General features: G+C 45.2%; 31 protein-coding genes. 6 read left to right on the forward strand and 25 right to left on the reverse strand.

Going from position 1 to position 22,283, the window contains the following annotated elements:
- Positions 1-19 precede the first annotated feature (19 nt).
- From R3289_RS01000 to R3289_RS01075, 17 genes are all read right to left on the reverse strand, one after another.
- Positions 20-1,207 carry a baseplate J/gp47 family protein gene (locus R3289_RS01000; RefSeq protein WP_318923462.1) on the reverse strand — a complete coding sequence of 396 codons (1,188 nt, stop codon included), beginning with the start codon at positions 1,205-1,207 and terminating at the stop codon, positions 20-22.
- A complete protein-coding gene (locus tag R3289_RS01005) occupies positions 1,200-1,532 on the reverse strand; it encodes a DUF2590 family protein (protein ID WP_318923464.1) in 333 nt (110 codons plus the stop codon). Before R3289_RS01005 ends, R3289_RS01000 begins: the two co-directional genes overlap by 8 nt.
- Positions 1,532-3,409: a phage tail tape measure protein gene (locus R3289_RS01010; RefSeq protein ID WP_318923465.1), complete on the reverse strand. Its 1,878-nt coding sequence runs from the start codon at positions 3,407-3,409 to the stop codon at positions 1,532-1,534. The genes R3289_RS01005 and R3289_RS01010 overlap by 1 nt, the downstream gene beginning before the upstream one ends.
- A gap of 26 nt (positions 3,410-3,435) precedes the next feature.
- Positions 3,436-3,579 (reverse strand): DUF6890 family protein, encoded by a 144-nt coding sequence (locus R3289_RS20495; protein ID WP_413466642.1) that lies wholly within the window; start codon positions 3,577-3,579, stop codon positions 3,436-3,438.
- Positions 3,580-3,620: 41 nt separating this feature from the next.
- Entirely contained in the window at positions 3,621-3,884 is a 264-nt protein-coding gene (locus R3289_RS01015) for a putative phage tail assembly chaperone (protein WP_107282787.1), read from the reverse strand.
- On the reverse strand, positions 3,881-4,120 hold the full coding sequence (locus R3289_RS01020; protein ID WP_107282788.1) for a hypothetical protein: 240 nt from the start codon (positions 4,118-4,120) through the stop codon (positions 3,881-3,883). The genes R3289_RS01015 and R3289_RS01020 overlap by 4 nt, the downstream gene beginning before the upstream one ends.
- Positions 4,121-4,122: 2 nt before the next feature.
- Positions 4,123-4,353: a hypothetical protein gene (locus R3289_RS01025; protein ID WP_107282789.1), complete on the reverse strand. Its 231-nt coding sequence runs from the start codon at positions 4,351-4,353 to the stop codon at positions 4,123-4,125.
- Positions 4,350-4,862, reverse strand: a complete 513-nt coding sequence (locus R3289_RS01030) for a hypothetical protein (protein ID WP_318923469.1) — start codon at positions 4,860-4,862, stop codon at positions 4,350-4,352. Before R3289_RS01030 ends, R3289_RS01025 begins: the two co-directional genes overlap by 4 nt.
- Positions 4,859-5,077 (reverse strand): TraR/DksA C4-type zinc finger protein, encoded by a 219-nt coding sequence (locus R3289_RS01035; protein WP_318923471.1) that lies wholly within the window; start codon positions 5,075-5,077, stop codon positions 4,859-4,861. The genes R3289_RS01030 and R3289_RS01035 overlap by 4 nt, the downstream gene beginning before the upstream one ends.
- Before the next feature lie 9 nt (positions 5,078-5,086).
- Positions 5,087-5,542 (reverse strand): phage protein, encoded by a 456-nt coding sequence (locus R3289_RS01040; protein WP_107282792.1) that lies wholly within the window; start codon positions 5,540-5,542, stop codon positions 5,087-5,089.
- A gap of 3 nt (positions 5,543-5,545) precedes the next feature.
- Positions 5,546-6,667 carry a DUF2586 domain-containing protein gene (locus tag R3289_RS01045; RefSeq protein ID WP_318923475.1) on the reverse strand — a complete coding sequence of 374 codons (1,122 nt, stop codon included), beginning with the start codon at positions 6,665-6,667 and terminating at the stop codon, positions 5,546-5,548.
- A 14-nt stretch (positions 6,668-6,681) separates the two neighbouring features.
- Complete coding sequence (locus R3289_RS01050; protein WP_318923478.1) at positions 6,682-7,338, reverse strand: virion morphogenesis protein; 657 nt, start codon at positions 7,336-7,338, stop codon at positions 6,682-6,684.
- Positions 7,322-7,813, reverse strand: coding sequence for a phage tail protein (locus tag R3289_RS01055; RefSeq protein ID WP_318923480.1), 492 nt, complete (start codon positions 7,811-7,813; stop codon positions 7,322-7,324). The genes R3289_RS01050 and R3289_RS01055 overlap by 17 nt, the downstream gene beginning before the upstream one ends.
- Positions 7,813-8,235 (reverse strand): head completion/stabilization protein, encoded by a 423-nt coding sequence (locus R3289_RS01060; RefSeq protein ID WP_318923481.1) that lies wholly within the window; start codon positions 8,233-8,235, stop codon positions 7,813-7,815. Before R3289_RS01060 ends, R3289_RS01055 begins: the two co-directional genes overlap by 1 nt.
- 121 nt (positions 8,236-8,356) lie before the next feature.
- Entirely contained in the window at positions 8,357-9,070 is a 714-nt protein-coding gene (gene gpM / locus R3289_RS01065; RefSeq protein WP_318923482.1) for a phage terminase small subunit, read from the reverse strand.
- A 2-nt stretch (positions 9,071-9,072) separates the two neighbouring features.
- Positions 9,073-10,080, reverse strand: coding sequence for a phage major capsid protein, P2 family (locus R3289_RS01070; protein ID WP_318923483.1), 1,008 nt, complete (start codon positions 10,078-10,080; stop codon positions 9,073-9,075).
- A complete protein-coding gene (locus tag R3289_RS01075) occupies positions 10,080-11,000 on the reverse strand; it encodes a GPO family capsid scaffolding protein (protein ID WP_318923484.1) in 921 nt (306 codons plus the stop codon). The genes R3289_RS01070 and R3289_RS01075 overlap by 1 nt, the downstream gene beginning before the upstream one ends.
- Positions 11,001-11,167: 167 nt before the next feature.
- Here R3289_RS01075 and R3289_RS01080 point away from each other — a divergent pair, with 167 nt between their 5' ends.
- Positions 11,168-12,958, forward strand: coding sequence for a terminase large subunit domain-containing protein (locus R3289_RS01080; RefSeq protein WP_318923485.1), 1,791 nt, complete (start codon positions 11,168-11,170; stop codon positions 12,956-12,958).
- Entirely contained in the window at positions 12,955-13,992 is a 1,038-nt protein-coding gene (locus R3289_RS01085) for a phage portal protein (protein WP_318923487.1), read from the forward strand. The genes R3289_RS01080 and R3289_RS01085 overlap by 4 nt, the downstream gene beginning before the upstream one ends.
- 215 nt (positions 13,993-14,207) lie before the next feature.
- Here R3289_RS01085 and R3289_RS01090 read toward each other — a convergent pair whose 3' ends face one another.
- Both R3289_RS01090 and R3289_RS01095 read right to left on the reverse strand, forming a co-directional pair.
- Positions 14,208-14,456 (reverse strand): hypothetical protein, encoded by a 249-nt coding sequence (locus R3289_RS01090; protein ID WP_318923488.1) that lies wholly within the window; start codon positions 14,454-14,456, stop codon positions 14,208-14,210.
- A 273-nt stretch (positions 14,457-14,729) separates the two neighbouring features.
- Positions 14,730-15,050 (reverse strand): hypothetical protein, encoded by a 321-nt coding sequence (locus R3289_RS01095; RefSeq protein WP_318923489.1) that lies wholly within the window; start codon positions 15,048-15,050, stop codon positions 14,730-14,732.
- A gap of 699 nt (positions 15,051-15,749) precedes the next feature.
- Between R3289_RS01095 and R3289_RS01100 the strand changes: the two genes are divergently transcribed.
- Together R3289_RS01100 and R3289_RS01105 are read left to right on the forward strand one after the other, a co-directional pair.
- Complete coding sequence (locus R3289_RS01100) at positions 15,750-16,001, forward strand: ogr/Delta-like zinc finger family protein (protein WP_318923490.1); 252 nt, start codon at positions 15,750-15,752, stop codon at positions 15,999-16,001.
- 178 nt (positions 16,002-16,179) lie between these two features.
- Positions 16,180-16,896: a restriction endonuclease gene (locus R3289_RS01105; protein WP_318923491.1), complete on the forward strand. Its 717-nt coding sequence runs from the start codon at positions 16,180-16,182 to the stop codon at positions 16,894-16,896.
- A 108-nt stretch (positions 16,897-17,004) separates the two neighbouring features.
- On the opposite strand, the gene R3289_RS01110 is transcribed toward R3289_RS01105, so the two are convergent.
- Together R3289_RS01110 and R3289_RS01115 are read right to left on the reverse strand one after the other, a co-directional pair.
- On the reverse strand, positions 17,005-17,220 hold the full coding sequence (locus tag R3289_RS01110; protein WP_318923493.1) for a hypothetical protein: 216 nt from the start codon (positions 17,218-17,220) through the stop codon (positions 17,005-17,007).
- Positions 17,221-17,373: 153 nt separating this feature from the next.
- A complete protein-coding gene (locus R3289_RS01115; protein ID WP_318923494.1) occupies positions 17,374-17,574 on the reverse strand; it encodes a hypothetical protein in 201 nt (66 codons plus the stop codon).
- Positions 17,575-17,704: 130 nt separating this feature from the next.
- On the opposite strand from R3289_RS01115, the gene R3289_RS20500 reads away from it, so the two are divergent.
- Entirely contained in the window at positions 17,705-18,175 is a 471-nt protein-coding gene (locus R3289_RS20500; protein WP_413466654.1) for a very short patch repair endonuclease, read from the forward strand.
- A gap of 36 nt (positions 18,176-18,211) precedes the next feature.
- Here R3289_RS20500 and R3289_RS01120 read toward each other — a convergent pair whose 3' ends face one another.
- The gene (locus R3289_RS01120; RefSeq protein ID WP_318923496.1) at positions 18,212-20,398 is read right to left on the reverse strand and encodes a hypothetical protein; all 2,187 of its coding nucleotides are present in this window, start codon (positions 20,396-20,398) and stop codon (positions 18,212-18,214) included.
- 317 nt (positions 20,399-20,715) lie between these two features.
- Between R3289_RS01120 and R3289_RS01125 the strand changes: the two genes are divergently transcribed.
- On the forward strand, positions 20,716-21,186 hold the full coding sequence (locus R3289_RS01125; protein WP_318923497.1) for a hypothetical protein: 471 nt from the start codon (positions 20,716-20,718) through the stop codon (positions 21,184-21,186).
- 29 nt (positions 21,187-21,215) lie between these two features.
- Here the strand turns inward: R3289_RS01125 and R3289_RS01130 are convergent, their stop codons facing one another.
- Genes R3289_RS01130 through R3289_RS01140 form a run of 3 tightly spaced genes read right to left on the reverse strand, consistent with a single transcriptional unit; the run spans position 21,216 to position 22,242 of the window.
- A complete protein-coding gene (locus R3289_RS01130) occupies positions 21,216-21,446 on the reverse strand; it encodes a hypothetical protein (RefSeq protein WP_318923499.1) in 231 nt (76 codons plus the stop codon).
- Positions 21,443-21,859 (reverse strand): hypothetical protein, encoded by a 417-nt coding sequence (locus tag R3289_RS01135; protein WP_318923500.1) that lies wholly within the window; start codon positions 21,857-21,859, stop codon positions 21,443-21,445. Before R3289_RS01135 ends, R3289_RS01130 begins: the two co-directional genes overlap by 4 nt.
- Entirely contained in the window at positions 21,856-22,242 is a 387-nt protein-coding gene (locus tag R3289_RS01140) for a hypothetical protein (RefSeq protein WP_318923502.1), read from the reverse strand. The genes R3289_RS01135 and R3289_RS01140 overlap by 4 nt, the downstream gene beginning before the upstream one ends.
- Positions 22,243-22,283 lie beyond the last annotated feature (41 nt).

Here is a 22,283-nt window from a genome sequence, read left to right on the forward strand (position 1 = left end):
CCAGTGCTTGAGCTTAAATTCAGGCAGTTGCAACACTCACCTCCATATTGCTGATGCGCGGTACTTCCATGCCATTGGCAATGTCTGAGTTATCAAACTCAATCGACTCCAACTCTGTGAACTTGGCATGAAGTTCTTGCGTCAGCTTGGAAAAGCTAAAACGGGATGAAGGCTTGGTTTTCGTCGCCTTGTAATCGGTGTTCTGCCTAAAGGCCGAGCCGATAAATAAACCGATGTTGGTTTCAAGCTCTTGCTTCTCTGTACTGGACATCATGCGTCCTATCCAAGCTCGGCATGTGACGTTTATCTGATTACCAGGCATTGCAAATACCCCAAGGTCATCACCATGTCCGTGGTTACCATCTCTATTTACGTGATTATTCAGATCAGTCAGCATCTGCGATGATGGCTCACCAGAATCCAGCAAAATATACGCATTGGCAGAACCCGCCCCACGCGGCGCATTGTGCTCAAAGTAAACATTTTCACTGTTGATACCTGCACGAAGCATCAACAAAGCCCGGTATGCTGCATCAATATGCCACTTGGCTACACCACTGAACTGGTTTCGAATTCGAACCCTTAGCTGATCATCACTTTCCTTATCAGCACCCGCTTCAACCAACCAATCTGCTGAGTTAACCACTCGACTAATACCAGGCATGGCCGTTGCTAGAATGTGGTAATACCCTTCACCCAAGTTATAGGCCGCACCTTCATGTTCGGCTTCCACCTCGGCTACAACAGACAGTTCATTTTCAGGTAGCGTGGTGTCTTCTCTCAATACAACACGGTAAACCGTGCCATTAATTGGATCAGTCTGAACAAAGGTGCCTGCAGATATTACAATGGCCGGGCCTTGCGTCGCTGCTCGATTTATTACGACTTGCCCCACAGCTTTCGTGGCTGGCTTTCGCGTCACGTTAAACTGCCAAGCCCACAAGTCGAGCCACTTATCTTTCGCTGTTGCCACAAACATGTTGGGCAACACATACCCCACCAAAAAGGTGTTAATCAGCCAAACCGTAGGCTTAATCACCATTGCCTCAATCAAGCGCCAGAACGGCGAATATTTTGAGTCATTGGCAATCGTGCTTCCTTGCTTTTCCGCTTCCTCTTTCAGCACCGCTTTCCATTCACTTTCTTCAAGAGGGAGCCCGGCTTTTTTAGCTAACTCGGTAAAGTCAGGTTTAGGTATATCAGTCAATGGTCACCTCGGTGCTAACAGTGCCGAACTCTAATGTCTCAGCAAAAATGTAAAGAGTGCCTTCTTTCGCTTCTTCAATGCGTACCGTACCTGGTACCAAGCGAACATCTTCTTCCACTAACAGTTCTAATTGCGTCCGAGCATCCGCCTTTTTCGAAGGGCTACGCTCCGCAATCAGATAAACGGCCAAGTTGCTTTCAATAATGGCGTGTTTAATGTCTTGGGCGATTACGGCTCGGTCTTGAATCAACACCGGGTTGCGGCCTGCATCGAGCACCGCATCACCGCTTTCGATCAGCAAATCCTGATACATATAATCCGCCATCAGCCTGCCGCCATTTCTAATTCACTCGCCATGTCTTGCGGACTACCCATGTAGGTTGGATAAATCGCCACGCCACCGTAATTGGTTGAACTGGTTTGATAGCTGGCGATGTTCTTGGCCGCGCCACCTGGCTGAATTTGTGCGTAAGGTTTTGCGCTTTGGACTGACTTAGATTTCACTTGAATAGATTCATCATCACCGCCGAAACCTGGTAGCCAATCTGCGACACCTCTCACGGCTTCAAGAACGCTCCCAAAGCTATCGCTTATCCAACCGAATAGATTCGCGAATACCGCCTTCACCTCATCGACAATGGCAAACAAGCCACTAAAGCCGCTGGTATCTGAAAACCCACTCATTACCCACTGCCAACCACCACGAATCACTTCAAACAACATGCGAATTGGAGCTGAAAGCAGAGTTAGAGCCTGAAACCAAGTGGTGTCACCAAACGAGGCTTTCAGATCATCCCAGTAATAAATCAGTGCACCGACGGCGGCTATTGCGGCAATCACTGCGCCCACGACCAAAATGATTGGGTTAGCCGCTATCGAAATATTGGCGGCAAGCATGGCAACACGTAGCCCCGCCATTCCTTTGGTCAGTAAGAAGCTCACACCAGTGAACATCTTCATGGTGAGCATGTAAGTCGCCATTGCTTGCTTACCAACGCCCATCATCAAGGTAAATGCGCCCCCTGCGGCTGCCGCGCCTAAAATTGTCATGCCAGCGAAGCCAATGTATTTGGTTAGGTTCGGGAACATCTCTGTCCACTTGATTATTTCTATTCCACCATCGGCCAAGCTTGAAATTACAGGTAAGAGAGAAGGCAATAACGCCGCACCAAAGGCGGTTCGAACGGCAAACACGCCTTGTTTGAGTCGTTCCCATTGGTCGGTCATTGAACCTGCCATTTGTTCTGCAACATCCAGTCCATTCACTTTGCCAAGTTTATTAATTGAACTGGCAAGCCCATCAGTGTTTTGCATCAACAACTGGATCATGGCCGTTGCTTCTTGGGTACCGAAGGCTTTGCTCAACTCTGCCGATTCAACCACAGAAATCGTGTCACCATAACGGCCTTTGATTTGATTCAGGATGTCGACCATTGGCAGCATCTGCCCTTGGGCGTTTGTGAACTGCATGTTCAAGGCTTCTTGCGCTTTGGCAGTACCCGCTAAGAACGCGCGATATTTGGTACCCGCTTCACTGCCACTCATGGTGGATTGCAACGTACCCAGAATCGCCATTTGCTCAGTCATACCCACACCGACAGAGGTTGCCGCAGCACCTACCGAAGTAAATGCCGATGACATTCCATCACCCGTAGTCTTAAACATCTGAACCGCTTTCGCAGTTTGACCACCCAACACATTTACCCAATCCGCCTTGCCCATTTCGTTCGCTGAGTTTTGGAAAATGCCATACATGGTGCCGACGTAGTTGGTAATGGTTGATGTATCCGCTTTGGTCGCTGCTGCAAGCACACCCGATGCGCGGGTAAACTCTGAAAGCTCATTGCCTCCTAAGCCAGAAATAGCAGACTGAATATCATAAGAAGCAGCCACAAAATCAGTGGCCGATTTTCCATATTCAACCGAAAACTTCATTGCTGTTTGGGCAAGGGTTTTCAACTGGTCGTCGGCAACGCCAAGTGATTTCACTTCACCTAGCTTTCGGTCCATTTCAATCGCTGGCATTAAGGCTTGTTGTAATGCGAAACCAGCACCCACCATGCCTGCGGCACCAGCCATCATGGTATGAGTACCTTGACGATAGGTGTTGGTGACATCATTCAAATGACGTTGAATATTGCCCAGAGGTTTTGAAATCTGGTCAATCAATCCAATTTGAAATCTGAGTGCTTCTGGTAACATCAACAATTCTCTATGGGTTAGTTAGCTTATCCACCGAAAGCCTTAGCTACGCCGCTAGCGGTGACGGCTTGCATGTTTTCCCAATGTTTTTTCTCTAACCAAATCGCGTAAGCAAGGTTCTGATCTGTATCCGGTTCATTGGGTAACCACTTTCGCCGCCACGCATACATTTGTTGCCTGTCGCTGCTGTCAATGGCAGCGACAAGCCCATCTATTTTTTTACTGAGATAGAAAGCTTAGGTGTGTACTCTTTAAGAACTGCGCCATAAATCTGCGTGGCTGCACCTGCGTTCGCTTTGGTGATGTCGCGCAGTGCGTCTTTTGAACCTTCGCTGACACAGCTCATCAAGAAGTTGTGAGATGCACTACTTATATCGCCTTGCATAATGGTGTTTTGCGCTTCGTCGTATTCGGCTGGCGTTGGGTTGAATTCAAGTTCTACTTCGCCAATGGTTAAAACAATTGCTTTTGTCATGCTGCATCTCTCTGTTTAAGCATTTCAATCATTCTGCTAAAGCCCGTTTCAATCTGGCGCTCTACACGCTCAGCCAGGTCTTTAACTTCATCTTTGGTGGCGTAATACTGCGCCACATGAGTTTTGTAGTCCGAAAGCTCTTTGGACAATTTGAATAAGTAGCCAATCAGGGCACTGACTAACAAGCTAAGAAATGTTGCCAGAGCCACTAAAGCGTTTAGCCAACTTGGATCCATAGCTATTCCTTCTGTGGGATTTCCTTCAATCGCTTGCCTTGAAGTGACGAGACCACATCATCAACGGTTTCTTGAACAACATCATTGGTGGTTAAGCCTTTGAGGGTTTCCAATCCCCACACCACAGCGCGAGATGCAAAACGCTCAAGAATAATTTTCCAACCGATTTGAAAGAACAGGCCTTTCAATACTTCCCATAATGTCTTGCCGATAATTCCAGTTAAAAAGCTCATGTCTCATCTCCAACCATGAATTTGTAAGCATTTAGGTAATCCGCCTCGGTGGCTTTACCTGCGTGAGTGTTCCAATACTTTTTGGCGTACCGCGCTAACCCTTCGAGATCATCTGCTTCTGGCAGTGCTTCTGGGAATCGAATCAGGTTCAACCGAGCGGTAGCCACCGCGAACTGGGGCGAAATCACCATATAATCGGCATCGTTTTTACCAATGGGCTCTGCGCTAATTGGTGCAAACATAGATAAAGCATCCAACAGGTGAGGTCGCGTTTTACCTAGCCATTCAATCAACCACCCGAAAGTAGCCGGTTCCATTTGGGTAAATCCAAGAGCAGGGCCACGAACCTGTTTTGAATAGGTCAATTTTCCAGACTCATGAGCCACAATCATCAAAATTAGATTGATAGCGGCTTGCGTGTTCATCTTGCCGTGTCCACCTGTCGCCATATCTAAATGGTCAAGAACAGGCTTAATCACATGCTCTACAAAGAGCTTTCCTAGTTTCATCGCTTCATTCGCTCCATGTCGCTTTGGCACTGGGTGCAGTATTTACACCCTGGTACTTTTTGGCGGCGTTCTTCGGGTATTGGGTCGCCACATTCGCCGCATTTCTGTGCGCTTTCCCATTGTTCAGCTCGGTGAGCCCTTGCCCGTTGGTTGGCAATCGCCATTTCAGTGAATTGGGCTTCGAAACGGCAGCCTTGGTCGATAACATCAGTCATCAAGCCCCCTTATTGCACCAAGTCTTCGGTTTCATCTGGGCGCAGGTATGGCGTTCCGTTGATGTTCACAAAGTCCGGGCTTGTTACTTCAAAAGGCAGTTTATGCACCAGAGCACTGCCACCATTAGAATCAGCATCAAGCAAATCAGAGATTTTGATTCGGCAACCAAAGGCTTCAATCTTCAGCTCGTCTTTATCGATTTTGCCGTAGAACAGCGCATCGAATTCCGGCATACCACGCCACGAACCGGCTTGTTTTGCTGCCTTGCTCAATTGGTTAAATTGCGCGGTAGTCAGTTCCATTTCACCACTGGCTTCCACATCGCCATCAACCCAACCATCGGGAACACCAGAGGTTTTATTGACAGCAGAGTTATCCGTAATTGAAAGGGTGACTTTCTGAGCCTTCAGCTTGTAGTCGCCCATTGAAAAGTGCATGTTCTTGCCAGAAATACGCATGCTCATAAATTAGCCCTCCGCATCGGCTGGGTTAGAAAGATCAAGCGCAATGTTGACCACGATATGTTTCGGGCAGTTATGTGGCCGAACCATTAGCCCGATTATCACCTTGGTTTTGGTCACCCATTGAATGGTCACATCTTCATCGCGCGGTGGCATGATTTCACCAGGGAAGGTGATACCGCCAATTTCCGTGGTTTTCGACATAATCTTCATGTCTTTGCGGAAATATGAGCGGTTCAGCTCAATGCTAGGAGGTGTTGAGTTCAGGATTCGGTCACCAATGCGGCGAAGCCCTTTAACACGAACACGGCGATTTAGCTTGTGAACCGGGCGCACATATTCAAGGTATTGGTAGTCGCCGCCCTTGGTTTCTAGCGTGGTCGCATCAGACCAATACACACCTTCGAAATCGGCATACCACTGCGGCACCGAATGACGGGCATCGGCCAATACTGTGATAGTGCTCATTTCGAGTGGTTTGCCTGCGCTATCGACTGGCATTTCGCCAAGCCCTAACGCACTGCCTGTTGCCACACGCATTGGCGTATCAGCTACCGTGACCGCCCGATCACAAAGTCGGCCACCAAGTACACCCACGTTGTTGCCATTAAGCAGGGGAACCGGTACGACCATGTTTGCCGCAACATCTTTCACCAGATTCAGCATCATGGTTTCGTAGTCGGCCCACGTTTGAGCCGCTTTGTCGATACCAGGGCAAGCAGCAAGGAAGAACACAAAACGTCCAAGCTTACTGGTTAGCTCTGTGGCTTTGGCTTGCATCACATCGAAGTTGGCCTTGTCTGTGGTGATGTCTACAATACAAATGCCTTCAAACGAGTCAGTTTGGTTGGCAATATCTACCGCTTCTTGCCAAGTAGCATCTGCAGCCAGACCAAAGATGGCACCCGTCCAGTTTTGTTTGCCATTGAGCTGCGCGGCTTTGACGTTCGCGCCTAGCGCATCATCGGCAACCACTTCATCTAGGTTGGTCATGTTATTGATGCGCGTTACCTTGCCTTGCAGTTCGGCTTTATCGGTGCGCCCGATATAGAGCAAATGGCGTTCAATTTCTGGAACCCCTCCTTGCCCTAAATTGAGGTTATTTACCTCTACCTTTCCGGTTGCCATTGATTATTCCTCGCTTATGTTCGCGTCTTGGCCTGCTCAATGATTTTTATGAGTTGGCGGGTTACTTCACGGTCGTTGCTGCCTAAAATCTGGCGCTCTGCTAAGGGAATATCCCAAGCGTTCTTTGACGGTTCGCCCTTCATGATTCGAATCATCAAACCAGCCTTACCTTTGTTGATGTTTTCCATGATCCATTTGAGGCTCGGCTTCTTTGTTCCCGTCCCTTTTTTCCTTTTTACTTCAAACCCAAGCTCTCTCAGCTTTCGTGCTTGTGACTTAGTGCAAGGCTCTTTTGGGTCAGGCGTTCCATATTTCTTTTGCATCTCGCGAGCAGTCACTTTTTGGGCTTGCCCAATGTGGTGCCTTGCTGCAATTTTGGCGGTAAGTTTATTGCTCCACGTTAGGTCTAACGTGTTGGAATTTCTTACATAGGGCTCTAACCCCTTCGCCATACGACGCATGACCTTGCCGCGCTTCTTACCTTTCCGACCTTCCAGCGCCCTGCCGTGAATGTCTTTTTGCTGCTGAATACGCTTGCGTGTATTGGCTTTTTCCCAACGGCCAAGGGTTTTTAATATCCAAAACCGTTTCTTTGGTGGCAGGGCCAACATGGCAAGCTTTTCTTGCATGTTGAGCCGGTCACGTTTGTTGACCTTAATTTGCGGTTTCATTAACCAGCTCCGCCTCTTCGGCAGTATCAATCGGTACCGCCTGCACCCGATAAGTTTCCCCGCGCCAGGTAATCATTCCTTCTGGGTCAGGGATCATTTCAATCGGTTCGATTAGCTCTAATTCAATCGACACATCTGCAGCTTCATGGCTGATCACATCCACGGATAAAGATGGATCGTCTAGCTCGTCTTCATTGCGGTCTATATCGTGGTCATGTAACCAACACGCCACCAAAGCGAACAAGTTGCGCGGGTCCAGTAACTGGTGAGGGAATTCTTCTACCGAAATCACCGCGTTGTATTTCCAGTGACAAGCGACATGACCACCGTTTCCCTTGTCTTCACCGTTTGGCACGATAGAACCGTTCTCTTGCCACGAATCGATTTTGTTATCGAGCACATTGCTTCTCAGGTGAGAAACTATGTATTCAGTGAGATGCTCTAACTTGGTCTTGGTATAGGGTTCAGTCACCATCAGATCACCCCAATTGATGCACGACCAAATCCTAAAAGTTGGCGAATATCGCGTGAACTTTGGGATAAGAAACGGTCTTGTTGGTCAATGTCATCGGTTGCCGCATTATTGGCTTCTTTTCGGCGGTCCTGGGTGGCAAACTCCATCAGCAAATCAGCATGAGCACGACCATAGACTGCTCGTTGATAAATCGCTGTTTGGGTTTCATCGAATGTTGGCGGATTGCCATCAGCATCAAGCAGGGTTAATAACTGGTTTTGAACCGCATTCGCTGCGATACGGATCGCCAATGCCATCGATGCATTATCAAACGTGGTCGGAATGCGACGAAGCTGACGGAATTCACCGGTAGACAGTTCAGGCCAGCCGTTACCTGCAATTAGCGTGGTTTCATCTGTTTTAAGTTTTCCACCAAGGCTCATCACGATTCCTTTTCGCTTTACGTATTAAATAGATGCGCCTCTAGCCACTGGTTCGACGGATTAAGCGGAGTAATGAGTTACTTGCTCATCCTCGCCAGCCGAGGCGCGGTGGCATAGGAGCCTATAAACGGTTTTCTTTAATCGCTCGAATTCGGGCGTGAGTTTTTTCAATCATTGAAGAGACCCCTACCTTCGGGTATTGCGCGTTAGCTTCACCTAGCAATGCAACGGCGCTTTCTAAGATTTGAAGATCACCCACAGCCGTTGGTCGCGGTTGCCCATCGCTATCACGCAGTAAATGCAGGCCTGCAAACTTGAACCACTTAGCGGTGAGCTTTTCATTGATGCGCCACTCTTCTCGCACTTTGAAAAACACCTGGCTAAAATAAGGCTCTACGCTATGGCCTTGTGCTGCCATGCGTTCGGACCAGGCCAACACTTCATCTGCACAGAAGGTCGCAAAATCACGCTTGAATCGCTCGGGTGTATCGAGTTCACGATCAATGGCTTTTTGACACCACTCAATGGCGGTTTCTAAATCTTCCACATCGAACAACCAGATCACCATTTGTGCAAATAGCGGGTTGTCGTATTGCTCGCCAGAGGCTAAATACTCTTCGATGTATGGTTTGAATTTAGGGATCAGCTGCTCACGTTTGTGCTTCACCTTGTCTTCAATGCGATTGAAGGTTTTCAGCACTTTCAGATCACTGTCGAGTTCATGCAAAAGCAGATGAAGGCTTTTGGGTTCTTCAGAAGACGAACTTACCAATGAGGGTCGGTTTTGCTGTTTGGCTAACATCGCTTGGCGTTGTTTGGCTAACGGACTTGCCATATTTATGCCTCCGCAGGAGCGGCAATGGTGACAGCTTCAATAGCAGCGAACTTATCAAAGTCACCTACGGCGTAACCTTCCATGCGCAAATAAGAGTTCTCGAATTGTTTTCGATCTTCCTCATTACGGGCCTTACGCCATTGGGTACCCTTCTGCGTCAGAATTTGCAGGTTCTTCAGGTTCGTGACCCAGATTTGATTGGCAGGGAAAAATGGCGGTGTATACGCGACTTTTCCGGCAATGGTTTTCGCGAGGCTCTGTGCAGCCTTATGCTCAGTGGGAACCGTGGCGGATTCCAATAAACGGTGCTGCTCAGAGGCAACCAAATCACGCCCCACAATCACCACCAAATCGGTACTGTTTTGGTAGGTTTCATGAATGGTGGTATTGATTAAATCGTTCACCAGTGAATCAAGGTTTTTATACGAATCAACGGTTGCGCCCGTAGGGTCTAACGTTGCAGCAGCTAAGACTTGAGCCGCCTTTTTTTCTTTTACAATTGTCAGCCAGCCTTTGTTTACATCTTCACCGTTCGGGTTTGCGGCTGGATCGGTTGTGTCTGCAATCGTTTTACCGTGGAAACCCACCCGCAACATGTCTAAGGCGAAGTTACGAGAAATCGCGGTATTCATTAACTTAACGAACTGGCCTGATGTACCGGCATTTGCCCATTGAGTTAGCATGGCCCACGTTACCGCAGCACAAGAATCCGTTTCGACCAGCTCATAAGTATTACCATCAATACCCAGCTTCTTGCGGAAGCGGCCATCTTTAACACGGCCCGTTAATAAAGCACCGGTGCCCACGTCGACCACCTGGCCTTTAATCTGGTCAACCGACTGCATTGAAATCATGCCAAGAAAGGCATCTGATTCCATAATGGCTTGGCGCAGGCGAGTTTCAATAGGCGAAGCAATAGCAAACTGTTTAGATGGATCACTCACACCTGCATCAGCCGCCACTGCTTGACAATATTTTTGTAGATATTCAGTTGAAATGGCATTGAGCATTAAAATGTCTCCACTTTCGTTTGATTACCCGCACCTTCACCAGCCGGCGCTTGATTCGGTACTTCCTGTTTTAATGCATTGAACTGAGTTTCCATCTCACCTTGTTTATTTAACAAAGTGTCCAGCTTTTCAGTTACCTGGCTAAATTGCTCAGCCGTGATTGCTCCGCCCTTTGACTCGGGCTCGTCTTCAGGTTTTGTTTCGGTTTCTGGTTTACCTTGAATGGAGAACTGTTCGACCTGACTGGCAAATTCTGTTTGCTTTTCTTCAAGCTCATTTTGCTTGGTTTCAATGTCGTTCAGCTTGCCCATCATTTGGTTAAACTGCTCGGTGTTCATTGGCTCTTCGTCCTTATTGCTATCAGAAGGGGTTGGGGCGATGTTGGGTAACTGCCCGCCAGAAGAGAAGAAATGAGCAATGGTTGAAAACGCACTAGCAATCAAGCTGTGATCTCTTTCCATCACATCACTTAAATCCAGCTCTTCTAGTTGGCTGTATTCGTGTTCACTGTCTGTTGAGAATTTAAGAAGTGTGGTTCCTGTTGATGCTGGCGAATCAGTCACGGCTAACCCCATCAAGTAGCAACGGCCAGAACCGCAATAATCAGGATTAGGCTCGATAGACATAAATAACTTTTGCCCATCAGCATTGGCATTCAGCAGGTATTTATTGGGTGAAAGTTTGACTAATAAACGGTACTTGCCCGCCTGTTTTTCCGCTTTAACTTCATCAACCGTGCCCCAGTTTTTTCCTTCAAACTTGTCCCATCGACTACGGGAATGCTCAGGCCAGATAAGCGCACCATATTCAGTCGTTGAATACTGATCTGCCATATCCAGAATCCACTGCTTAGTGATGGTGCGACCGTCAATGGTTGCTCCTTCTGTTGCAGCGATTTTCCAGCCTGATTTCTTACTCATAATTACCTGTCAGTGCTTCAAATGAATGTCGATTTACGGCAAGAATACGGGCTTGAAGTTGGCAAATCATGCAGTTCTGTTCGGGGTAATTCGGATACAGCGTCTATCCGAAAACAGCCGAATTTTTGTTAGTCATTTGCCTATTTCAGATGCGTATTATTGGCGGCATGGCATATACAAAAGAAATCAGAGACGCAGCCAAGAGCCTTTACATGCGCACTTGGACACCAAAAGAAATCGCTGCTGAATTGAAGCTAAATAGTGATCGCATCATCTACTATTGGGCGGATAAATATGGCTGGCGTGATTCCCTGCGTGAAAACACCGTTGAAGAGTCGATTGCTCGCCGGGTGGAAACCTTGTTAGAGCTTCCAGAAAAGACCGATCAGCAAATCAAAGAAATGACCAAGCTGATTGAACATCACGTGAAGTTGAAGAAACAACGTGTTGAATTAGAGCTACGAATTCAAAAGGCTTCTGGCGAACAGGAGGAAGAAGTACCGAAGAAACAGAAAAGCCGCAACTCATCCACCAAAGCTAATAACAAGAAATCCACTCTTACAAAATCAAAAGCGGGCAAAAATAACATTGATGAGATCACCGAGGATGATTTCAAACCATGGCATAAATCGCTGTTTAAATATCAACTGGCGATGCGTGATAATCTTCATCAGCGTATTCGTAATATCTTAAAATCTCGCCAGATTGGTGCTACGTATTACTTTGCCGGTGAAGCTTTAGAAGATGCGATTTTAACGGGTGATAACCAAATCTTTCTGTCGGCCTCTCGCGCCCAGGCGGAAGTATTCCGCAGTTACATAATTGCCATCGCAAAAGAGTTTTTAGATATTGAGTTAACGGGTAACCCAATCACTCTCTCCAATGGCGCTGAACTTCGATTCTTATCAACCAACAGCAAAACGGCTCAGAGTTACCACGGCCATGTTTATATTGATGAGTATTTTTGGATCCCCAAGTTTGATGAACTCAATAAACTCGCTTCGGCAATGGCGACCCATAAGAAATGGCGTAAAACCTATTTCTCTACGCCATCTAGCAAGGTACATGCAGCTTATCCGTTCTGGACTGGGGATTCCTGGAAGAAAGGCAGAGACAGCCGGGAAAGTATTGAATTCCCAACCTTTGAAGAGATGCAGAAAGGGATCCTCTGCCCTGACCGCCAATGGCGTTACATTGTCACCATTGAAGATGCGGCTAACGGCGGTTGCGGTTTATTCGATATTGAAGAACTCAAAGATGAATACAGCAAGTCAGATTTCGATAACTTGTTTATGTGCATCTTTGTCGATGACTCGCATTCGGTATTTAAGTTCTCCGACCTTGAAAAGTGCATGGTCGATATTAGCCGGTGGCGAGATTATAAACCCAAGACCGTTGCACCTTTTGGCCGTCGTGAAGTCTGGCTAGGTTACGACCCATCACGTACCCGAGATAATGCGTGTTTGGTTGTGATTGCTCCGCCAATCGTGGCACCTGAACAATTCCGAGTGTTAGAAAAGCATTATTGGCGCGGGCTCAACTTTCAATATCACGTAGCAAAAATTGAAGAAGTGTATAACCGCTATAACGTTTCTTACATTGGTGTAGATACCACTGGCATCGGTGGCGGTGTGTGGGATCTATTGCAAGCCAAATACCCACGAGAAGCGGTACCGATTCACTACAGCAACGAAAACAAAAACCGCTTAGTGTTAAAAATGATTGATGTCATTGAAAGTGGCCGACTCTCTTTTGATGCGGAGCACAAAGACATTGCCATGGCATTCATGGCGATTAAGCGAACCAGTACCAACAGTGGCAACATGATGACATTTAAGGCAGACCGAAGTGAAACGGTAGGCCATGCCGATGCCTTTTGGGCGATTTCTCACGCCATCATCAATGAACCTCTCGATCACCAACAAAAACGTAAATCAACCTGGCAGACCTGTGCATGAGTAATAATGAACAAGTAAACCCAACCGGTTCTGAGCAATCAACGAATGAAAGTCTGATGTTCAGTTTTGGACAGCCTGAAATCATGGACAGTGGTTTCACCAATTATGAATACAGCGAACTCTATTACAACGATTCAGACGACTACTGGGAACCGCCGCTAGATAGAACCGGCTTAAATAAATTAACCCGGGCCAATGCGTATCATGGTTCTATTTTAATGGCCCGACGCAATATGATTGCCGGGCGATTCGTAAAAGGCGGAATGCTTAAACAACAGGTTCAATCGGCTGTTCATGATTTCCTGGAGTTTGGCGATACTGCCATTCTAAAGATACGCGATCACTTTGGTCGTGTGGTTCGCCTGCACCCTCTCCCATCGATGTATTTACGCAAGAACAAGAAAGGCGATTACTGGCTGCTAGAGCGCGATGATAAAAAGCGACTCTATAAGCAAGAAGATGTCATTTTCATTAAGCAATACGACCCGGCTCAACAGGTTTACGGCTCGCCTGATTATTTGGGTTGTGTTCAATCGGCTTTGTTAAATAGCGATGCGACTACTTTTCGCCGTCGATACTACAAGAACGGCTTACATATGGGCTTTATCTTTTACGCCACTGACCCGAACTTGAGTAAAGATGATGAAGACGATTTAAAAGAGAAGATGGCTTCTAGCCGTGGTGTTGGTAATTTCCGGTCTATGTTCATCAACATTCCAAATGGTAAGGAAAAAGGCATTCAGTTGATCCCGGTTGGCGACATTGCCACCAAAGATGAATTTGAAAAGATAAAAAATGTATCCGCACAGGAAGTGCTAACCGGTCATCGCTTCCCTGTCGAACTGGCGGCCATCATTCCCAATGGCGGCACCCGAGGCGACCCAATTAAGTTCAACGAAGTTTATACCCAGAACGAAGTGATACCCGCTTGTGAAATGTTCATGGATGCGGTCAATAGTGATGTGGAGGTGCCGAAAAGCTTGCAGTTTGAGTTCACTTTAGCTAATGGCGAGAAGCAAGTAGCACTCAGTTGAATCTATTTTAGGTTAGGACTTTTGATCATCGATAGTCTATTGATTATTGCTTTTTATGTAACATGTTAAGGGACAGCCAAACAGCATATAATTTGAGACCAAATAAGGGACGATGGGCTACAGCGCCAACGTCCCGTGAGCTAATCTATAGGGCGAACAAGCTTGATTGCTTGTTAGTAGAAAAGTGTAATCATGCTACGTCTTAAGAGGTGCCTTTATTTAAACCAGCCTCCTCCTTTGCTTTTTTTCCATCCACTTTTTTGGCCTTTGCCACCTTTTGGTTCATCCTCTAGAATCCCATCAATGATGTGAAAGTCACCTTTCATTTCAATTTCTTTGAAATCAACTTCAAAGCTTTCAACAGCATTGCTAGCATCTAAATTCACTTCCAATTGACCCAATAATTTATTCCAACCATTTTCGGTGAATAATTCTTTACGTAAAACTATTGATTGATTAGACATGTACAATTCTCCATAAAAATACCATCGACCTCATTAATACAAAGCTTAAAAACTTCATGCCAAGCAAATCTTCAATATAAAACCAGCTTGGGATGAACCTTTCTGATGACGATTTAAGGCAGCTTGTATCTGTTTATCACAGCAGATACTTGTGTTCCTTTAATAACAATTCTAAATTTCATATGGATCCCAATATACTGATAAGGATATGGGCTGAAGTCAGGTGACTAGCCCACAGCTTAGAGTATCGTTGATTAACTTGTATCTTAGTTTTCAATATTCACCTTCAAACCAACATGATTTTTCATACCATTTCTTATGCTTACTACGACTTTTCTCGATGGAACTATCAATTAAAACATTTAACTCCGTTTTATCTATCATTATGTAGGAATCAACTAACAACTTTGCTTTTAAAACAGGGAATTTCCCCATTTTCACTAAAGCTGTTGAGCCGTCATAATATGTAATATCAAGCACGCCTTGGACAACTGTAAGTGCACCAAATTTAGCTTCTGTAGCACCTTCAAAAACAATACTAGTTCCTGCTGGCAAAAATTTAACTTCTGTTTCTAGTTCGTTATTTGAGCTCATACCATTCACCTTCGGTGTTATGAAATATATAAACCAACACACCCACAATATGAACCTAGTATCACGGTTAGGATGTAGTCAAATTTCAAGCATAAGAAATGTGACGAGCAATCACTCAATCTACAAAATGGGCTAAAACTGAGCTAGCGCTTTTAAGTTCCTTCTTCAGTTAATTGAAATTTCATTTTCAGACAAAAAACGCTACCAGCCCTTGTCCTGCCTGGCTTTAAACGTAAGTCATCAGATCATTGTCGCGATCAACCAGATCATTAAAACAGTGACAGAAAATACGCAAAACCTCTTAATTTCAACAACTTAATCAAACAAGATAGATCATTAAGTGATCTTTAAAACTGAAAAAATCTGTAATTAATTTCAATTTTTCAGTTTTATGTTTGTGGTTTCATCGCTAGTTTCTTCCATCAACCATACCTTGAAAGCCCTGTATTCATGGGGCTTAGCGCTAAATCACTCGCCAGGCACCACCGCCAGAATTGCAGAAAACAAAACTGAAAAAAATCACTTTTTTTAAACGTCGCAGGTGGGGAGGAGGAGTGCGATTTCCGTGGCGTGAATGTGTTTTACGTGGGCGCACTCATCTCTTTGTGTGTTGAGAAGACTTAGCAGACATCACTGTATAAAAACACAGTCATTTGATTTACAATTGATTGGTCAGTTCGTCAATCAAGTGGATGCGTTATGAGAGTATTTTGCCCAGAGTGCGGTGAGAAAGCCCGCATTCAAAAAACCAATCGAATATCGACCGGCTATGCGGATTTATACTGCAGTTGTAGTGACCCCGAATGTGGCCACTCTTTTGTTATGAATCTTAGCTTTTCCCATACTCTCAGCCCTTCGGCAAAGAACACGACCGAGCTGGTTGCTGCCTTAGTTAATTCGATGTCACCAGAGAAAGCGAAGGAACTACATAGTCAGTTAAATATGTTCTAAGCTTCATTCCGACTTGATCTCATTTGCCCTCAAAAAACATACAGACAACATATGCGCACGCAAAGCTTAATACATTTGATATGATTTTATATCAAATGTATTAAGCTCATATCTCTGTAATATCCCTGAATACATTAGCTTAAGCTGTCAGTTTCAATATCAATTATTAAGGTGCTAGATGGAAGACTGGAAGAAATACGAAAGATTCGTGGCATATCTGTGTTCGGAAGAGTTTTTGTCTGATGACGTTACAGTTATTCCTAATGCAAAATTAACTGGCTCTATCAGTAAATGTGAGCGGCAAGTAGATGTCTTAATTGATAGTCGATTTGAGGATGGTAAAGAACGGCGAATAATCGTTGACGCCAAGAGGTATAAGCGTGCGATCAATGTAAAGGATGTTGAGTCATTTGAAGGGATGATGAGGGACTGCTCCGCTTCAAAAGGTATTTTAGTTTGCCCGAATGGATATAGCGAGTCAGCTAAGCGCAGAGCACAAGGGCTTATTAGTATAAGGCTTGTGACACTTGAGGAGCTTGAGAAACTTGATCTTTCGCTATGGAGTGATTGTCTAAGCGAAAGCTGCAATTCAAGAAAAAATAGAGGATTAGTCTTATGGGACGCACCTTTTGGAATTGGCAGTTCCCAAATGCCTTTAAGCATATGTTGCGTTGCCAAATGCGATGAATGTGGAGATTTTCATGTTTGGTGCTGGAGTTGTGGGCAAAGGTTTTCCCTAACCAATGAAGATGAACATAAATGCAACTGTGACACCCCTTGGTTTTGGTTAACAGCTATCGAAGAAAATGATGACGAAAATTCTGGAGAGTCAGTGTATTTGCTACTTCCGCACTTAACAGATGTGTTGGTAGTCGATAGAAAACCACTTCAATGATATTTACACTACATAACATGAATCAATACGCTAAATACGACGTTAAGAAATAAAACGGAACATCAAATGCGTTCCGTTCCCTCTGAAGAATTGATGACGAAGAACAATTCAAGTATCTGTATCTACCTGGACGGCAAGCGACGAGGCATCAGTCAGCAGGGTTCTAACCATTTCCATTTGGGCTGCATCTAGCTGCCCTTTCTTCTCTTTCATTACCAATTCCACCAAATACACCCCTACTTCAGTACGGTCTTCGCCGTATGTACTTGCAGCGAGAGCTTCAACTATAAAATCAATGGCTTGCCAGCTGATTGAATGCGCCATTTACAGTACTCCTTGCGTAAAGCACTGTACGAATATACAGTAAAGTTATTCAATGTGCAGCAATAACGAGAAAAAAAGTGACGCAAGTAACTGATACAGATAAAGAGTTAGTCAAAATACCAAGGCTAGAGCTTTGCGATGACTGTCGGCATATCAGGCCGTGTATTCAATGCCTGGAATCCCCTTCACCTTGGATGAAAGCAGATTCTCCCGAGTGGACGATAGTTTGGTACTGTGTTCATTGCGTTCCAAAGAAGGATCGGCAGCCGTTTTTCCCCCAGGCGAAACCGAACGTTTAGTGTTTTCCCTGAATTGCTCTTTCAACACTTTAAGGGCTAAACCGTCAAAGCACATGGTGAACTCCTTATATCAGTGGTTACTAAGTCTAGTAGCTGATTGCCGATAGCCTGTTCTGGCATTTCTTCACTATTGTCGTAGGCTTTTATTATTAGCTTCCTTGCTGGTCATGTGTTCTATGCCTGATATGCGCCTATATAAATCAAAGAACACAGGTTTAGAAATGAACTTGCGCAAGCTCCTTTTTGCCAAAGGGTTTAGGTATAGAATTCATGATAAGCGACTACCTGGTACACCTGACCTCGTTTTTCCTAAGTACAAAGCAATAATTTTCCTTCATGGATGCTTTTGGCATAAACATGCCGGCTGTTCTCACGGGACTATACCCAAAACTAACTCTGCATTTTGGCAATCCAAATTTAAACGAAATAAGGAAAGGGACCACACCGCATTTAAACAGCTTATCGAAAATGGCTGGCGAGTTCTTACCGTCTGGGAGTGTGCGTTTAGATCCCCAAAACACTTCGATGCAGATGACCTGCTCAGCTTCATCGAATGTTGGCTTACAAGTGATGCTACATCATGCGAAGTGTCTGGCCTTGAACCATTGCCAGTACTAGAGCTAAGCATTCAGCTCCAAGTGACAAAGCTAAATTAACCAACACCTTGTCAATTTCTTCATGATACTCCCTTACTATTCCAACCAACCGGTTCGAATCTCGTAAGATTTTTCGTATTGCTCGAACATGGACATACTCCACGCGAGCTCCGCATCTCGATCACCATCATCACATCGTATTAATGGATCATGTAAAACGCTTTGCCAGTAAGCGCGCTTTTCTTTGAACTGGTGATAGTTATTGGCGTACTCGATACGTGCGGCCTGTTTGGCTTCGGCTACGATTTGTCGGTAAGTTTCATCATCCGATCTCGATTCCATTGACCAACCGCGAGCGCCAGCTGCCCAAAGCAAGAAATCCCACGCCTTTTCTTCTGCGTGTTCGCCATCAAAGGAAAAGCAAAAAATATTTTTAGTGGTGGCATAAACTTCACGGCTTTTTATTTGGTCCCGAACCGCTTTCTGTTGGTGTTCAAGCCGGATAATGCGACCCGTTAATTTGTGGATCACGTCTTGTGGCTTTTTGGCTTGTTTGGCTATCGCTTTCGCCTTTATGGTTTGGTCTATCTGCCTTTCAATACGTCTAATGCTTCGGTTTAGCGGTTTTCGCCACTGTTCCAACTGGTATCCACACTCTTTAATAATTGCCGCCATATTATCGGCCTCAAAACTGGCAACACATTCCCAAGCTGGGGCGCGGCTGCATTGAGCGATGTTATAACGGTTGCCCTTGATTAGCCCTTGGTCGGCATTTTCACCTTTGGCGGCATAACCAACGGCTTTGATGATGTAAGTTCCCGCTGCTTTTGGTTGCTGGATACGTTGCAAGTTAGCAAAACCATTACCCCATAACTTTTCTAGCCGTTTTGACCAGGCAGAAAACTGCGGTTTAGGCACTGACCAGTTTAATAAAACGTGTACGTGAGGATTAGGTTCACCGTCTTCATTAGCCGGGCATTCAGCCACCCAGATATAATGAAAATCTGATGGCTCTTGAGTTGGCCCCACGTCGCTGGCTTTGGTGTAACCGGCTATGGATTTTTCTTCTAATTTGCAATATTCCGCGCCGCTTTCAACATCAATTTCAACGGTATGATTTGCCACCCAACCACGGTGATACATTTTTTTTGCGCCATCCAAAAAACGGCTAACCTCTTTGCCTATCGTGGTTTCAGCCGTTTTAGTGAGGGTGAATTCTTTTTCTGGTTTGGCGCAAAGTGGTGAGTATGGCCCCGCAATAACACGATCGGCATTCATCAATACAGGCTGCGGGCAGATAGGGCCGACAATCATTCCTGAATCTTTCTCAAAAGTGGTCGGCACATCCAGCGCGGTGTATGGGCCAGCAATATGATCAACTGACTTTGCCATGTTGCGCTTGATATTGATTGGGGTATTTGTGCCATCGGTGCATTTTAGCTGTGGACGGCCCCGCAACATCGAACGCGGCCCGCGGGTTTTACTGGCTGGTAACGGTGGTTTAGGCAATGTGGAATATGGCGCAGCATCGCCGTCAACCATGCCTCCGAAGATTTTGTTTCGTTGTTCTTTTTTAAATGTCAGGGTTAAGAACGTAGTAAACCCACCACAGCACGTTGCAACATAGGCGCCCGACTCAAAAACCTTGCTTACCGCGCGTTTGGTCAGGTTTTCTGTAAATCTGTCGCCTTCCTGAGCATCCGGCGCGGCACTTGATGGCGTCTGCGTGTGATACTGAACTTTGAATCCACCGGACCAATCACGTTTCATCAATCTGATTGAATTTGGATTAATTTTTGGCTCTGCAACCTTGGATTTTCCTTTCGGTGCCAAAACCCGAGCTTTGTTTCCATTGTCTGAGAGCGCATACAACGTGTCGTGATTGTAAGCCGACTCGATACTATCCAGCACCACCGAACCACGCTGAGCCTTACGGAACATTGCCACACGGCGGGATAAATCAGACACTTTATGGCGTGTCGGACTTTTGCGCCCTTGGACAAGCCTATTGTTTTCGTCACTTCGTGCCGCCGCTTCGCGGAGGTGATCTGCGTTATAGTCAGGCAAAGAAGCGGCATGCGCTTTTTGTTTCTCGGCAAAAAAATTATTCTCGCGACTGACGCGGTTTAATTCCCAACGTTGTTCTGGATTTAAACGACTTGGGCGTGGCCCACAAAAATCGAATCCTAAAAAACCGCTATTATAAGCGGCTAAATTATTTTCTGTTTTGTCATGTGGCTGCACAGTGGCAGCCACATAAAAGAGATCATTATTCGATAGCATCTTCTTTCCTATCACCTCGAAAAATACAAATTAAAAAATATTTAAATTATTTTTAAATTCGTATTCGCGCTTATTCGGCTTATATCGTTCTTATTCGTTCGTATTGTTTAAATCCCCCGTAACGTGGGGGAACCCGGCCCATTTACGTAGCTGGCACACGTTCGCTAAGATGTTGTTTCCACATAACAACCCAGCAAAAAAGGAAAGCCAAATGACAGGCTATACAGATCAAAGAGCTAACGGCGACAGAGACAAATTTCATGAACCTAAACGCGAAGTTCCAGAACAACCGCCGCAAAAACAAAAGGAATAAAAACATGTCGAAACATAACACCCAATTTAAAATTCGTTACTCCAATCGAATGGAGCAAATGAACGCTTGTTTCTATAATCGATTAGATAATGCAATAAGCATTCTCCAAGTTTTCTTGGGAACAACTCTTGTTGCTACTACACAATTCAATTTTGAAGTTGGTGTGTTCATTCCTTTCATTGCAGCCATATCACATACAATTAAACCAGCAGTAAAATCAGTTCATTCACAATATCAACACAAGCAATATGTTGACCTTCTAACTGAAGAACCAACCAGTGAAGATGAACTGCTTACCAAATACAAAGCGCTTCAGAGTAAAGATAATGCTGTATTACAAATCTTTGACTCTGCCGCTCATATCAGAGCAGGAATTGAGCTCGGTAATGATGTTTCAAATATCACACTGACTCGATTCGAAGTCGTTATGTCTTGGCTTGCAGGTGAAAATTTAACTCGAACAAATAACCACTAATATCGCGCCCCTTTTGGGGCGTTGATTCTTTAAAGACTTACAAACTCCTGCGCATCAACAATCATGAAACCGCCTTTGTCTTGTCCCTTCACAAGAACGCCATTTAGCACATGTTTGCAATTCAATTGTTCGCACGCATGTTCAATCGCAATATCTGCAGATGGATATTCACCAAGTTGTAAATTCATCACCTCTTGGGTTTCTTCGTTACGAACAACGCCACCACCTGAATTTAAGAACACAGCTAGATAATTCATCATGCCGCCACCTCGTTAAGTGAATGGTTACGGTGAATGTCTGCGGTTTGCAGCCACCATGTTTCGATAGCTGAAGGAACGGTGATTTGTCGGTTGTGAGCAGCGACAAAAAACAGGCTTCGAATTGAACCCATTGCTTGGGCTTCTAATTCACTTCCATGGTCTGAGCTGTTAAATACACACATCCAGAACGCGAACCAACCGGCATAAATTTCATCGACAGCTAGCAAGACCGGATCATGGGCGACATGGATGGACTGAGCGCGAACGGTATCGAGTGCGAACCATTCACCTGTCATGTCTTCGATGTAATTAAAGATATTCACGAATATATCTTTCGATTCAGAACGCATCCCGACATCAGAAAGTGCCGCGTATAAGTCATCAGAAGTGACCATGATATGACCGAGGCTCATGCTGCCACCTCTGCTTTATCTTTAGCTTCAGCGATCAGTTCTAATAGTTTGTCTTCAAGTTCTAACAATCGAGTTAGTGGCGATGAATCATCATTATAATGTTCCGGATTCAGCGAAATTATCTCAGCATAAACATTGATGGTTTCTGAAATTTTATAGCTATTATTTACCGGATTAACAGATACATAGATATCATTAATATGTGCGAAAAATCTCACGTGAATATGAATCACATCTTTGTTCACCATCGCCAGCTGCATGATCCCTAACATCACATCATGGCAATCACGTTCTTGTATTAGTGAATTCGCAAGCGCTCTGCTGTATTTTGCGAGGGCTTCAGCTTGTTGTAGCAAATGACTTTTTACTGTTCCTTGTTCCATGGTGTTCTCCTAACCAAATAACAAATGTTCAGATAAATAGA

This window comes from Photobacterium sp., assembly GCF_033720175.1.
In the GTDB taxonomy this organism is placed as follows: domain Bacteria; phylum Pseudomonadota; class Gammaproteobacteria; order Enterobacterales; family Vibrionaceae; genus Photobacterium.